This window comes from Holzapfeliella sp. JNUCC 72, from assembly GCF_053668685.1.
The window spans coordinates 249399-265121 of sequence record NZ_CM132220.1; the positions used below are offsets into that span (position 1 = coordinate 249399).

A 15723-nucleotide genomic window follows, 5' to 3' on the forward strand; every position below is an offset into this window, starting at 1 on the left:
TATGGCTTTTGCAAGCAAAAACGATTCATTGACTTTACACACAGATTTATATCAAATTAATATGATGTACACTTACTTCAAAATGGGCTTACACGAAAAAAATGCGGTTTTCGAATGCTATTTCAGAAGTATGCCTTTTGACAGTGGATATGCGGTATTTGCAGGATTAGAACACATTATTTCTTATCTTGAGCAGTTAACATTTGATGAATCTGATTTAGAATTTTTGAAACAAAACGAAAACTACGATGAAGATTTTATTGACTACTTGAGACATTTTCAGTTTAAATGTTCGGTTAATTCAGTTGTCGAAGGTGAAATTGTGTTCAACAATGAACCGTTACTTCAAGTTGAAGGACCGCTTGCACAATGTCAGTTAATTGAAACTGCTATTTTGAATTTTGTGAATTTCCAAACGCTAGTTGCGACAAAAGCTTCTAGAATAAAATCTGCAGCTAAAGACGATATCGTACTTGAATTTGGGACACGTCGTGCACAAGAAGCAGATGCTGCAATTTGGGGAGCACGTGCTGCCTATATCGCAGGTTTTGACGCAACAAGTAATGTGCGCGCGGGCAAGTTATTTGATATTCCAGTTAGCGGGACACATGCGCATGCACTAGTACAAACTTATCAAAATGATTATGAAGCCTTTATGGCATATGCAAAAACACATCATAATTGTGTTTTTCTAGTTGATACTTATAACACATTGAGAAGTGGTGTACCAAGTGCGATTCGCGTGGCTAAAGAAATGGGAGACAAAATCAACTTCCAAGGTGTTCGAATTGATTCAGGGGACATGGCTTATATCTCTAAAAAAGTTCGCCAACAGTTAGACGAAGCTGGCTTTTACGACGCCAAGATATTTGCTTCAAATGACCTAGATGAAAAAACAATTTTAAACTTGAAAATGCAAGATGCCAAAATCGATGCGTGGGGTGTTGGAACAAAATTGATTACGGCATTTGATCAACCAGCACTAGGCGCAGTTTATAAGATCGTATCAATTGAAGACGAAAACGGTAACATGCGCGACACATTAAAATTATCAAGTAATGCTGAAAAAGTAAGCACACCTGGTAAAAAACAGGTATGGCGAATCACCAATAATCTTGAACATGAAAAGTCAGAAGGAGACTGGGTGAGCGTTTATGACGAAAATCCAAGAGACTTTGAATCACTTTACATGTTCCATCCAAAATATACTTACATCAATAAAGTTGTTGAAGATTTCAAAGCACGTCCTTTACTACAACCGATTTATGAACAAGGACAGTTAGTTTATAATCAGCCCAATATTGAGGCTATACGTGATTATGCCAAAAAATCATTGGATGCTTTGTGGGAAGAATACAAACGAGACCTGAATCCACAAGAGTATCCAGTTGACTTGTCTAAAAAATTGTATGATCATAAAATGAATTTGATTAATCAATTACGTGAAGAAAATAATTCAAAGGCGATGAAATAAAATGAGAGAAAAACAACGTGAGATTGTAGCATTTGAACAAGTTAAACCAACGATTGATGTTGAAGAAGAAGTTAGAAAATCGATTGACTTTTTGAAGGATTATCTCAAAGCACATCCTTTTTTAAAAACCTATGTATTAGGAATTTCAGGTGGCCAAGATTCAACGCTAACTGGAAAGTTAACCCAAATGGCAATTGATGAAATGCGTGAAGAAACGGGCGATGATGCCTACCAATTCATTGCAGTGAGGTTACCTTATGGTACACAAGCTGACGAACAAGATGCTATGGATGCTATTGAATTCATGAAAGCAGATCAAGTTTATCGTGTTGACATTAAAGAAAGCGTTGATGCATTGGTTAAAGCGGTTGAAGCTAACCAAACCGAAATCTCTGATTTTAATAAAGGTAACATTAAGGCGCGTGTCAGAATGACAACGCAATATGCTATTGCAGGTCAAAACCAAGGTGCAGTTGTTGGAACGGATCATTCTGCTGAAAATATCACGGGTTTTTACACCAAATACGGTGATGGTGCAGCTGATATCACACCAATTTTCAGATTAAACAAACGCCAAGGAAAAGCGCTTTTAACATTTTTAGGTGCACCAGAACATTTATACCTAAAAGAACCTACGGCAGATCTTGAAGAAGACCGCCCAGCACTTGCTGATGAAGTGGCTTTAGGCGTAACTTACGATGCCATTGATGATTATTTAGAAGGTAAGTCAGTTAGTGACCACGATGCTGAAATCATTGAAAATTGGTATGCCAAAACTGAACATAAGCGTCATATGCCAATTAGTATTTTTGATGACTTTTGGAAGTAGGACAATATTTTAATAGATAATGCTTGTCAGAACCTTTAAATTAACGCTATAATATTAATGACATAAGGGAGTAACTGGCAGAAGTATTCTGTGGTAAGTTCATCAACCTGAAACCATTGTTTCTGGACTTATCTTGAATGGTGAGACTTATGCGTGATTATTCGCGCATAAGTCTTTTCTTTTTCAGTTAGGGTTCCTAAGAGTAAAAAACGGAGGGTTATTATGGAAAATTCAAAACGAATTTACGCACTAAGCGCTTCTGAAGTTGAAAAGCAGCTTAACACCTCAAAAGAAGGGCTATCTAGTGCCGAAGCAAAAGCTCGTTTAGAAAAAGATGGATTAAACACACTTCAATCTAAACAAAGCAAATCAATGCTTCAAAAGTTCTTTGATCAATTCAAGGACTTTATGATTGTTGTTTTACTTGTTGCAGCTGTTGTTTCAGGTTTGGTTGCACAAGAGTGGGCCGATGCTATTATCATCTTAGCTGTTGTGCTAATCAATGCCGTTCTAGGTGTATTCCAAGAATCAAAAGCTGAAGAAGCAATTGAAGCGTTGAAAGAAATGTCAACGCCGAATGCAAACGTTTATCGCGATGGAAAAATGGTTTCAGTTCCAAGTGATCAAGTGGTTGTAGGAGATATTGTTTCGGTTGAAGCCGGAGATGTTGTGCCAGCAGATATTCGTTGGCTATCAACAGCCTCACTTCAAATTGAAGAATCTGCTTTGACTGGTGAATCTGTTCCAGTTGATAAAAACGACAAGGAACTAGAAGACAAAGATGTGCCAATTGGTGATCGTATTAACTTAGGTTTTATGAATAGTAACGTAACTTCAGGTCGTGGACTTGGTGTTGTAACAGCTATTGGGATGCAAACAGAAGTTGGACGTATTGCCGGTATGTTGAATGATACTGACGAAACAACAACACCACTTCAAGAAAACCTAAACTCATTAGGTAAAGTGTTAACTTTCTTGATTTTAATTATTGCGGCTTTAATTTTTGTAATTGGTCTTTTCACTAACCATGAAGGATTGCCACTACAAACAGTTGCAACTAACATGTTCTTAACAGCTATTTCACTTGCTGTTGCGGCTATTCCAGAAGGATTGCCAGCTATTGTAACCATTATTTTAGCTTTGGGAACTCAAAAGATGGCAAAACGTAATGCTTTAGTACGTAAATTGCCAGCTGTTGAAACATTAGGAAGTACTGACATTATTGCTTCAGATAAGACAGGTACTTTAACGATGAACCAAATGACTGTTGAAAAAGTTTATTACGATGGTCAAGTGCACAGCGCTGAAGACAAAATTGATGCTAATAACTCAATGTTACGTGTTATGAACATGGCTAACGATACTAAAATCGGTGGCGAATCAGAGTTAATTGGTGATCCAACTGAAACAGCTTTAGTTCAATTTGGATTAAATCATAAATTTAATATCAACTCTGTGTTAAAAGCTGAACCTCGTGTTGAAGAAGTACCTTTTGATTCTGACCGTAAATTGATGTCAACAATTCACAAAGTTGAAGGCAACCCTTACTTTGTGGCCGTTAAAGGTGCACCAGATGAATTATTAAAACGTGTAACTAAGATTCAATTAAACGGTAAAGTAACCGATATTACTGAAGAACAAAAACAAGAAATTCTAGCAACAAATACATCAATGGCTAAGCAAGCACTTCGTGTGTTGGCTATGGCTTATAAGACAGTTGACCAAATTCCAAATGACCCTTCAACTGAAACGGTTGAAAATGACTTAGTATTTGCTGGTCTAGTGGGTATGATTGACCCTGAAAGACCAGAAGCTAAACAAGCGATTGCAGAAGCTAAAGATGCTGGTATTACACCAATCATGATTACAGGTGATCACCAAGATACAGCTGAAGCGATTGCAGGTCGTCTAGGTATTATTACACCAGGTGATGATAGCCGTGTTATTACAGGTGCGCAACTAGATGAAATGACACCTGAAGAGTTTAAAGAACGTGTACCAGAATTCTCTGTTTATGCGCGTGTATCACCTGAACACAAAGTTCGTATCGTTAAAGCATGGCAAAGTCGTGGTAAAGTTGTTGCGATGACTGGTGACGGTGTTAATGATGCACCATCACTAAAAACGGCTGATATCGGTATTGGTATGGGTATCACAGGTACTGAAGTATCAAAAGGTGCTAGTGATATGGTTCTTGCTGATGATAACTTTGCAACAATCGTTCATGCTGTTCGTGAAGGACGTAAAGTTTTCTCAAATATTCAAAAATCAATTCAATACTTACTTTCAGCTAACTTAGGGGAAGTATTGACCTTATTCTTTATGACAATTTTAGGATGGGATATTCTAAAACCTGTTCAATTATTGTGGATTAACTTAGTAACCGACACATTCCCAGCGATTGCTTTGGGTGTTGAACCTAGTGAACCTGGTGTGATGAAACAAAAACCTCGTGGACGTAAATCTACTTTCTTCTCTGGTGGTGTTTCAACAGCTATCTTCTATCAAGGTATTCTAGAAGGTGCGTTAACATTAGGTGTTTATTTGATTGGTCTTCATATTGGCCCACACGTAAACGACTACGATATGTTACATGCAGATGCGTTAACAATGGCTTATGTGACACTTGGATTAATTCAGTTGTTCCACGCCTTTAACGTTAAATCTGTTCATCAATCACTTGCACAATCTAATCCATTTGCAAATAAAATGTTGAACTTAGGTATCTTAGTGTCATTTGTAATGTTAGCTATTACAATCTTTGTACCTGGATTTAACCAATTATTCCACGTAACACCACTAGACCTAGTACAATGGGCTGTTGTGTTTGCTGCTGGATTTGCAATGATTATCATTGTGGAAGCTGTAAAATTTGTTCAACGTCGCATGGGACGTCAATAATAAATAATATTGCCTAAAAAAAAGTATTCTGATATACTTTTTTGGTAAGCGGGCGTGGCGGAATGGCAGACGCGCAAGATTAAGGATCTTGTGACCAATTATGGTCGTGGAAGTTCGAGTCTTCTCGCCCGCATCATGAAAAGCATCGCGATTGACTGGATTCGGTTGGTCGAGGTGCTTTTTAAATAATGAAAAGGATAGTTATACTTAAAAAATGAAGAAAAACAACGTACTAAGTTTAACCTTAATTGCTGTTTTTACAGCTTTGATTTTGATTCAATCTTATGTACCACAGTTTGGGTATATTACAGTTATTCCGGGGTTACCAGCTATTACAACAGTGGTCTTAACGGTTTCAATTGCAGGAGCTGTTTTAGGACCTAGAATGGGTGCCATTATTGGTCTGATTTGGGGAATTATTGCCTTTATCATGGCTTACACACAGCCCGGAAGTCCAGTTAGTTTATTACTTTTCCAAAATCCGTTCATTGCAATCGTGCCACGAGTTCTAGCTGGATTAGTTAGTGGTTATGCTGTTGTGTTACTTAATAAATTCAAAGCTAACCAATTTATCTCATACGGTGTTGCTGGATTACTAGGTGCTTTGATTAATACCTTAGGTGTAATCGCAATTGCAGCGCTTGTATTTATGAACAATCCTGAAGCCTTAACACAGTACTTAGGTAATACTCAAGGCAGTCAGTCGTTGTTCTTGATATTGATTGCGGTTCTTGGTGTGAATGCCTTAACAGAAGCCGGTGTATCAATGATTGTGACGTCAGTTGTGGGTCGCGCATTGAGTAAAGCTTTCGGCTCAATTAAGTAAAATCACCTTGTCTTATCGGGGTCATCATGTTAGTATAATAGGTGTAGTTTTTGAGTGGTAATTAGGTTCGATTGTTTTTAGTAAGACTTTCTTCTACCAGTACCAAGCATTAAATACATTATTACATTTCAGGAGGAAGTTCTTATTATGGAAAATGGAACAGTAAAATGGTTTAACCCAGAAAAAGGTTACGGTTTCGTAACTCGTGAAGATGGTAGTGACGTATTCGTTCACTTCTCAGCTATCCAAAGTGAAGGTTACAAAACTTTAGAAGATGGTCAATCAGTTTCTTTCGATATCGAAGAAAGTGACCGTGGACCACAAGCAGTTAACGTTAACAAACTTTAATAGCTAAGAAAAAGCCCTGACGGGGCTTTTTTTTTATCTCTTTTTCGTGGCGTTAATTAACTACAAGGAGAATATGTTATGAAAAAGTTTATCAGATTAATCGGACTTATTTTGTCATTAAGTGTACTGACAGGATGTGCCTATCTAAATGATTACACAAATCATTCTGCACAGGTTAAGCAAGACTTTATTGACCGTATCGCAAAAGACGTCGTTGAAGTTAATCAAAATACTACAATTTTGAACAGTTTCGTTATTGCTCAAGCAGCATTAGAAAGTAACTATGGTAGAAGCGAATTGGCGCAGAACTATCACAATCTATTTGGTGTCAAAGCTGGTAGCCAATCTCAAAACAAAGTGACATTACCTACTCAAGAATATGTGAATGGTGAATATAAAACCTATAATTTAGATTTTCAGGTCTACAGTTCGGATAAACAAGCTATCAAAGCTCACCAGAAATTACTGTTGTATGGGACAACCTGGAATAGTAAGCAGTACGATAGTGTTTTGAAATCAAAAAATTATAAAGAGGCGTCTTTGGCATTACAAAAGAGTGGCTACGCTACTGATCCAGAGTATGCAGATAAAATCGTATCAGTTATTGAGGCCTATAGTTTGTATAATTACGATTGATTAGCTAAAAAATAGCAAAAATGTTCAGAACGTGTTAAGATTATTGTGAAAAATTTTTATTGAAGGTAGGACGAGAGTTTTGAAATTGCTTGAAGAAAGAATTAAAAAAGATGGCCAACTTTTAGGGGAAGAAGTACTAAAAGTTGATAGCTTTTTAAACCAACAAATAGATCCAGAACTAATGAAAGAAATGGGTAAAGAATTTTACCGTTTATTCAAAGATAACAACATCACCAAAATTTTGACAGTTGAATCATCAGGAATTGCACCTGCATTGATGGCTGGTTATGAATTTGGTGTGCCAGTGGTTTTCGCTAGAAAACATAAATCACTAACTCTAAAAGATCACTTATATTCAGCAACTGTTTACTCGTTTACAAAACAAACATCTAACGAAATTGCAATTTCACAAAAATTCTTAAGTGAAGATGACAATGTTTTACTAATCGATGACTTCTTGGCTAATGGTCAAGCTGTTAAAGGGATGCTTGAAATTTTAGAACAAGCTAACGCCTCACTTGGTGGTGTTGGAATTGTCATTGAAAAATCATTCCAAAAAGGTCGCCAAATGCTAGATGATGAAGGTATTCATGTGGAATCACTAGCCCGTATTGCTGCATTTGAAAACGGCGAAGTTAAATTTGTAGAGGAGGATTAAGAGAATGGATTCTCACAAATTTAACAATAATTTAAAATCAGCACTTTTAGGACTGCAACATTTATTAGCGATGTACTCAGGATCAATTTTGGTACCGCTATTAGTAGGTACAGCTCTAAACTTTAACTCAACACAAATGACTTATTTAGTGTCAATTGATATTTTGATGTGTGGGTTAGCAACGCTATTACAGCTTCAAATGAATCGATTCTTTGGGATTGGGTTACCTGTTGTTTTAGGGTGTGCAATTCAAGCCGTTGAACCGCTAAAAATGATTGGTTCAGAATACGGAATCCAGTATATGTACGGGGCCATTATTTTAGCCGGAATTTTTGTATTCCTAATTGCAGGTGTCTTTTCAAAAATCAGAAGACTATTCCCGCCTATTGTTACCGGAACATTAATCACAATGATTGGATTATCATTGATGCCAGTTGCTTTCCAAAACATTGGTGGGGGCAATTCTTCTGCTGAAGATTTTGCTAATCCAACTCACTTATTACTTGGATTTTTAACAGTGGCTATTGTTTTAGCAATCAATGTTTGGGGTAAAGGATTCTTCAAATCAATCGCTGTTTTGATTGGTTTGGTAGTAGGAACTGTTCTTGCAGGTCTTATGGGTCAAGTTTCTTTACAACCAGTTGCTGAAGCAAGTTGGCTACACTTCCCTCAATTGTTCTACTTTGGTGCGCCAAAGTTTGAATGGTCTTCAACGATTACGATGATTTTAGTATTATTAACAACAATGGTTGAAACAACAGGGGTTTACTTTGCTTTAAGTGATGTGACTAAACAAAAACTATCTCAAGATGATTTGAAGCGTGGTTACCGTGCTGAAGGATTATCTGTTATTTTGGGTGGATTATTCAACACATTCCCTTACACAACCTTTTCACAAAACGTTGGCTTGTTGCAATTATCAGGAATTAGAACAAGACGTCCTATTTACTACGCTGCAGGATTCTTAATTCTGTTAGGATTCTTACCTAAATTTGGTGCGCTAGCAACGATTATTCCATCACCTGTTCTAGGTGGTGCAATGCTTGTGATGTTTGGTATGGTTGCTGTTCAAGGAATCAAAATGCTAAAATTAGTTGATTTCAATAACGAAAAGAACTTATTGATTGTCGCTGTTTCATTAGGACTAGGATTAGGTGTAACTTCTTATCCACACTTCTTCAATGCCTTACCTCAAACATTCAAAATGTTATTGAGTAACGGTATTGTAATTGCTATTTTATCTTCTGTTATTTTGAATTTATTATTCAACGGGAAGAAAGGCTTAGATCACGAAACAACTGAAGCCAAAAATCCACCAGTGGATGAAGTGTAATTACGACTTTAAATAAATATGATAACAAAATAAAGATAACGACTTTTATCTCATAATAAAGGGCCAACTGTTGACAGGTTGGCTTTTTTTTATTACATTTGAAAGTAATATAATTTTATGGAGGTTTTATTCAATGTCAAATTGGGACACAAAATTTAAAAAAGAAGGGCTTACCTTCGACGATGTTTTATTAATTCCTAGAGAAAGTCACGTATTACCAAATGATGCAGATTTATCTGTACAATTAGCGGATAATTTGAAACTGAATGTCCCAATTTTAAGTGCCAGCATGGACACAGTTACTGAATCAAAAATGGCTGTTGCTATGGCTCGCCAAGGTGGACTAGGTGTTATTCACAAAAACATGAGCATTGAAGCGCAAGCTGACAACGTTTTACAAGTTAAACGTTCTGAAAGTGGCGTAATCAGTGCACCATTTTTCCTAACAGCTGACCGTACAATCAACGAAGCTGAAGCATTGATGAGTCGTTACCGTATTAGTGGTGTTCCAATTGTTGATAATGATAAAAATCGTAAATTAACAGGTATTGTAACTAACCGTGATTTAAGATTTATTACCGACATGAACCAAAAAATCGATAATGTCATGACAAAAGAAGGCTTAGTAACTGCCCCGGTAGGGACATCTTTAACAGAAGCCGAAAAAATCTTACAAGATCACCGTATTGAAAAATTACCATTGATTGATACAGATGGTCGTTTAAGTGGTTTAATTACAATCAAAGATATCGAAAACGTTAAGCAATTTCCAAATGCTGCAAAAGATGCACAAGGTCGTTTATTAGTTGCTGCAGCTGTTGGTGTTACAAGTGATACATTCGAACGTGCACAAGCGTTACTTGATGCAGGTGCTGATGCAATTATCATTGATACTGCTCACGGACATTCTGCTGGTGTTCTACGTAAAATCGCTGAAATCAGAAAAGAATTCCCTAAAGCAACTTTAATTGCCGGAAATGTTGCAACAGCTGAAGGTACAGAAGCTTTATACCAAGCAGGTGTTGATGTTGTTAAAGTTGGTATTGGTCCAGGTTCAATTTGTACAACTCGTGTGGTTGCTGGTGTGGGTGTTCCTCAAATCACAGCTATCTACGATGCTGCAAATGTTGCTAAAAAATACAACAAGACAATTATTGCCGATGGTGGTATTAAATACTCAGGTGACATTATTAAAGCGCTAGCAGCGGGTGGAAATGCAGTGATGCTAGGTAGTATGTTAGCTGGTACTGAAGAATCACCTGGTGAATTTGAAATTTACCAAGGCCGTCGTTTCAAAACATACCGTGGTATGGGAAGTCTTGCTTCAATGACACATGGTTCATCAGATCGTTACTTCCAAGGTAGCGTAAACGAAGCTAACAAGCTAGTTCCTGAAGGAATCGAAGGTCGTGTTGCATACAAAGGACCTCTTGCAGATATCATCTACCAAATGGAAGGTGGAATCCGTTCAGGTATGGGTTATGTTGGTGCAGAAAACATTCAATCACTACATGACAACGCACAATTTGTTCGTATCACTGGTGCAGGTCTTAAAGAATCTCACCCTCACGATGTTCAAATCACAAAAGAAGCCCCTAACTACAGCTTATAAGCCGATTAAAGCCGATATAACATAAAAATAACGACCATTAAAACCGGTCGTGGTGTTATTATTCGTGTTGTGTTAGACTTAGTTTATAAGATAGATCTTCAAAAGGTAGGAAATAACATTGAAAATTTTAAAAGATAGATTACTTAAAGATGGAAAAGTTATCGGGGATGATGTTTTAGAAGTTGATTCATTCTTAAAACAACAATTAGACCCTGTTTTGATGAAGCAAATGGCTGATGAATTTTACGAACGCTTTAAAGAAAAGAAAGTGACAAAGATTCTGACAGTTGAAGCTTCAGGAATTGCACCAGCTATTATGGTTGGTTACAACTTTAACGTTCCTGTTGTTTTTGGTAGAAAACAAAAATCAGTAACATTGAACGATAACATGTACTCAGCAACAGTGTTCTCATACACACATCAAACATCAAATGAAATTGTTATTTCACGTGATTTCTTATCAGCTGATGACCATGTCCTAATTATCGACGACTTCTTGGCTAACGGACAAGCAGTTGAAGGTTTATTAGACATAGTTAACCAAGCAGAAGCAACAGTAGCAGGAATTGGAATTTCTGTTGAAAAGAGCTTCCAAAAAGGTCGCAAAATGTTAGATGAACAAGGTTACCAAGTGGAATCACTTGCACGTATTTCATCTTTTGAAGGTGGAAAAGTTCACTTTTTAGGCGAAGAATAAATTAAAAAAAGGTCACAAGCTTTTAGGCTGTGATCTTTTTTTGTGTGATAAAAACTACATTTAATAATTGATTTTTGCTATACTGGTATGTATTAGCAACGTTATAAATACAAGATGAGAGTAGGCAAAATTGTGAATCAAAATGATATTTTAACTGGACTAAATGACAAGCAAAAAGAAGCTGTCCAACATACAGAAGGTCCTTTGCTCGTAATGGCTGGAGCCGGTAGTGGTAAAACAAGTGTACTAACACGTCGGATTGCATATTTAGTTGATGAAAAAAATATCAATCCTTCTCATATCTTAGCTATCACCTTTACGAATAAGGCAGCTCGAGAAATGAAAGAACGTGTTTTGGACTTGTTGGGGTCAAAAGGCCAAAGCATCTGGATTTCAACATTCCATGCCTTATGTGTTCGTATTTTGAGAACAGAAGCACCTAAGATTAATTACACCACATCATTTACAATTTCAGATCCTGCAGAACAACAAACTTTAGTGAAGCAAATCCTAAAAGAACGCAACTACGATCCTAAATTGTATAATCCAAAAGCAATCTTAGGGACAATCAGTAACGCTAAAAATGACTTATTAACACCTGAAAAATTTGCAGAAACGGTTAATAATAGTTTTGCAAAAGTGGTTTCAGAAGTATATGACCAATACCAAAAAACTTTATTTAATAATCAAGCAATGGACTTTGATGACTTGATTATGAAGACAATTGAATTGTTCAAAATTTCACCTGAAACATTACATTTTTATCAAGAAAAGTTCCAATATGTTCACGTTGATGAATACCAAGATACTAACGAAGCTCAGTACCAAATTGTTAAATTATTGAGTGCCAAATATCAAAATATTTGTGTCGTTGGAGATTCTGACCAAAGTATTTACGGTTGGCGTGGTGCTAACATGGAAAATATTATGAATTTTGAGCAAGATTACGCAAATACTAAAACAATTTTACTGGAACAAAATTATCGTAGTACATCCCATATTCTAAATGCAGCTAACAGCGTGATTGAAAATAATAATAACCGTAAACCTAAGAACCTATGGACTGACCAAGGTGATGGTGAAAAAGTGAAATATTATCGTGCACAAAACGATTTAGATGAATCATTATTTATTGTAGAAAATATTAATGAGGGAGTTGAATCTCAAAAACGTCATTATAGTGATTATGCGATTTTATACCGAACAAATGCACAATCTAGAACGATTGAAGAGGGATTTTTGAAATCATCAATTCCTTACAAAATTGTTGGTGGACATAAGTTCTACGATCGTAAAGAAATTAAAGATTTACTCGCTTATTTAAGATTAATTGATAATCCAAGCGACACAATGAGTTTGAACCGTATTATTAATACGCCAAAACGTGGAATCGGTCCTGGAACACTGGCTAAGTTGAATGACTTTGCGACAGAAAATGACTGGACCTTGCTTGAAGCGGCTAAAAATGTTGCACTATCATCTATTGGTAGTAAAGCACAAAAAGCAATGCAAGCTTTCTCAATCATGATGCAAGACTTCATTGATTATCATGACAATCATTCTATTACATCAATTGTTGAAAAAGTGCTACATCAAAGTGGTTATACACAAGACTTGAAGGACCAAAACACACTAGAATCACAAACAAGACTTGAAAATATCGATGAGTTCTTATCAGTAACTAACAAATTCGATGAAGGTTATGATGAAACTCAAACTGAACAATCTCGTTTAACTGACTTCTTAGCTGATGTTTCACTACTATCAGACCAAGATGAAGGCGAAGAAGATGAAGACGTTGTGACATTAATGACACTTCACGCTGCTAAAGGGTTAGAATTCCCCGTAGTCTTTCTAGTGGGAATGGAAGAAGGATTATTCCCATCTTCAAGAAGTCTTGGCGATGAAGATTCACTTGAGGAAGAACGTCGTTTGGCTTATGTTGGGGTGACACGTGCTAGAGAACAACTTTATTTAACTAATGCACATTCTCGTTTACTTTATGGTAGACGTCAATCTAATATGCCATCACGTTTTGTGCAAGAAATTTCATTCGACCATCTTGAAAAAATCGAACCAAAAGTGCAAGAACAACCTGATAATCCACTTAAGGACTATCACCGAAAAGCGTATTCACCAGTTTACCACAGCCACGTTGCACCAAAGAGTAAAGGGGCTGTTGGAGCTGAAAAACAACCTTGGCAAGTGGGCGATAAAGTTGCGCACAAAGCTTGGGGTGAAGGAACGGTTGTTAAAATTACAGGTAAAGGCGCTGACACCGAATTAGATATCGCATTTGAAAGCCAAGGTGTAAAACGTTTACTTGCTGAATTTGCACCAATTACGAAGAAATAAAAAAGGGATGACATAATGACAATTGAACATCCAGTATCTGAACTAACACGTCACCAAGCACAAGAAGAAGTTGTTCAGTTACGTGAAAAGCTCGATCAATGGGCACAAGAATATTATGACGAAGATAATCCATCTGTTGAAGATTATATCTATGATCAAAGTTATCACCGTCTACAAGATATCGAAAAGCGTTTTCCAGAACTTATTTCACAAGATTCGATTACGCAAAGAGTCGGTGCATCTGCTTCAACTAAACTTGAAAAGATAGAACACAATCCGCCAATGCTTTCGATGAGTGATGTTTTTTCTATGGATGAACTCGTTGAGTTCGATAAACGTGTTAAAAAGCAATTACAAACTGATGATGTCACTTATAATGTCGAACTAAAAATTGACGGGTTAGCGCTTTCCATTGTTTATGAAGAGGGTAAATTAGTTCAAGCTTCAACACGTGGAGATGGATTGATTGGTGAAAATGTTACTGACAATGTCAAAACTATTGCCGACGTTCCCAAAACATTACCTGAGCCATTATCAATGGAATTTCGTGGTGAATGTTACATGCCTAAGAAAGCGTTTGCTGATTTGAACAAGAAGCGCGAACAAGAAGGGCAACAAATTTTTGCTAATCCAAGAAATGCAGCAGCAGGTTCACTACGACAACTTGATCCAGCTGTTACCAAAAGTCGTAACTTGAGCACGTTCTTATATCACTGGGTAGCCACTGATGAAGCAGTGACCACACAAGTAGACGCACTAAAAAAAATGACAGAGCTTGGATTAAGTACCAATCCAGACTCGATTGAAGTACAGTCGATTAATGATGTCTTAAAATTCGTTGAAGAATACGAACAAAAGCGTGATAGTTTACCTTATGGTATTGATGGTGTGGTTGTTAAAGTTAACCGTTTTGATTATCAACGACAACTTGGAAACACTGTTAAAGTGCCAAGATGGCAAATTGCTTATAAGTTTGCACCTGAAGAATCGAAAACGGTTGTGCGAGATATTCAATGGACAGTAGGAAGAACAGGTGTTGTGACTCCGACTGCTATTATGGATCCTGTGCAATTAGCAGGCACAACTGTTTCAAAAGCAACGTTGCATAACCCAACCTTACTCCATCAAAAAGATGTGAGAGTATTAGATACTGTATTCATTCATAAAGCTGGCGATATTATTCCTGAAATTTCGCGTGTTGTGAAAGAAGACAGGGATGCAAATTCACAGCCTTATCAAGTACCAACGCATTGTCCATCTTGTGGTGCAGCTTTGGTTAACTTGAATGATGAAGTGGCTTTAAGGTGTGTTAATCCAATGTGTGAAGCGCAAACTACTGAAAAACTTACGCACTTTGCGTCACGTAACGCAATGGATATTACGGGACTTGGCCCTCGAATTATCAAACAATTATTTGAGAAAAAACTTATCAAAGATGTTGCAGGGCTTTATCAGCTTAAGGAAGATGACTTACTAGTTCTAGATAAATTTGGTGAAAAATCAGCGCACAATTTAGTCGAATCAATCAACCAAAGTCGCAATAATTCTCTTGAGAAATTGCTATTTGGATTAGGTATTCGCAATGTTGGTGCAAAGGTTGCTCAGATTATTTGTGAAAAATATGACAATATCGACAACTTGATGCAAGCTACTTCTGAAGACTTGCAACAAATTGATACGGTCGGTCAAGTGATTGCAGATGCGATTACATTGTATTTCAAACAAGATCAAGCACAAAAACTGATTGAAGAGCTAAAAGAGTCAGGTGTCAATATGACTTATCTTAAGCCAGAAGCACCGGCAAGTGATAATGAATTCTTCAATCAAAAAACAATCGTGATAACAGGAACACTTTCTCACTATAAACGTAAAGAATTAGCAACGCTCTTGCAGTCTTATGGTGCTAATGTGACCTCTTCTGTTTCAAAAAACACTGATTTATTGATTTATGGTGAAAATGCCGGATCAAAATACACTAAAGCAACAGACTTGGGTGTTGAAGTGATGGATGAAGCAACCTTGATTGCTAATTTACAAGAGTAGGAGGCTGTATT

General features: G+C 36.8%; 12 protein-coding genes and 1 tRNA gene. All 13 read left to right on the forward strand.

Features of this window, described 5'->3' with window-relative positions:
* The first annotated feature begins 1 nt into the window (after window position 1).
* The 13 genes from JNUCC72_RS01150 to ligA all read left to right on the forward strand — a co-directional run bounded on the left by JNUCC72_RS01150 (window position 2) and on the right by ligA (window position 15712).
* Window positions 2-1474, forward strand: a complete 1473-nt coding sequence (locus JNUCC72_RS01150; protein ID WP_454144086.1) for a nicotinate phosphoribosyltransferase — start codon at window positions 2-4, stop codon at window positions 1472-1474.
* A 1-nt stretch (window position 1475) separates the two neighbouring features.
* Entirely contained in the window at window positions 1476-2303 is an 828-nt protein-coding gene (nadE, locus tag JNUCC72_RS01155) for an NAD(+) synthase (RefSeq protein WP_454144088.1), read from the forward strand.
* A gap of 222 nt (window positions 2304-2525) precedes the next feature.
* On the forward strand, window positions 2526-5204 hold the full coding sequence (locus tag JNUCC72_RS01160; protein WP_454144090.1) for a calcium-translocating P-type ATPase, PMCA-type: 2679 nt from the start codon (window positions 2526-2528) through the stop codon (window positions 5202-5204).
* Between the two features lie 48 nt (window positions 5205-5252).
* Window positions 5253-5337 (forward strand) — tRNA-Leu (locus JNUCC72_RS01165).
* Between the two features lie 81 nt (window positions 5338-5418).
* Window positions 5419-6030, forward strand: coding sequence for an ECF transporter S component (locus tag JNUCC72_RS01170; protein WP_454144092.1), 612 nt, complete (start codon window positions 5419-5421; stop codon window positions 6028-6030).
* A 147-nt stretch (window positions 6031-6177) separates the two neighbouring features.
* On the forward strand, window positions 6178-6378 hold the full coding sequence (locus JNUCC72_RS01175) for a cold-shock protein (RefSeq protein WP_056974321.1): 201 nt from the start codon (window positions 6178-6180) through the stop codon (window positions 6376-6378).
* Between the two features lie 78 nt (window positions 6379-6456).
* Window positions 6457-7014, forward strand: a complete 558-nt coding sequence (locus JNUCC72_RS01180) for a glycoside hydrolase family 73 protein (RefSeq protein WP_454144095.1) — start codon at window positions 6457-6459, stop codon at window positions 7012-7014.
* A gap of 79 nt (window positions 7015-7093) precedes the next feature.
* On the forward strand, window positions 7094-7672 hold the full coding sequence (locus JNUCC72_RS01185; protein ID WP_454144097.1) for a xanthine phosphoribosyltransferase: 579 nt from the start codon (window positions 7094-7096) through the stop codon (window positions 7670-7672).
* A 4-nt stretch (window positions 7673-7676) separates the two neighbouring features.
* Entirely contained in the window at window positions 7677-9005 is a 1329-nt protein-coding gene (locus JNUCC72_RS01190) for a nucleobase:cation symporter-2 family protein (protein ID WP_454144099.1), read from the forward strand.
* A 133-nt stretch (window positions 9006-9138) separates the two neighbouring features.
* Entirely contained in the window at window positions 9139-10617 is a 1479-nt protein-coding gene (gene guaB / locus JNUCC72_RS01195; RefSeq protein WP_454144101.1) for an IMP dehydrogenase, read from the forward strand.
* 118 nt (window positions 10618-10735) lie between these two features.
* Window positions 10736-11314, forward strand: a complete 579-nt coding sequence (locus JNUCC72_RS01200; RefSeq protein WP_454144103.1) for a xanthine phosphoribosyltransferase — start codon at window positions 10736-10738, stop codon at window positions 11312-11314.
* A gap of 132 nt (window positions 11315-11446) precedes the next feature.
* Window positions 11447-13669 (forward strand): DNA helicase PcrA, encoded by a 2223-nt coding sequence (gene pcrA, locus JNUCC72_RS01205; protein WP_454144105.1) that lies wholly within the window; start codon window positions 11447-11449, stop codon window positions 13667-13669.
* A gap of 15 nt (window positions 13670-13684) precedes the next feature.
* Window positions 13685-15712, forward strand: a complete 2028-nt coding sequence (ligA, locus tag JNUCC72_RS01210) for an NAD-dependent DNA ligase LigA (RefSeq protein ID WP_454144107.1) — start codon at window positions 13685-13687, stop codon at window positions 15710-15712.
* The last annotated feature ends 11 nt before the right edge of the window (window positions 15713-15723 follow it).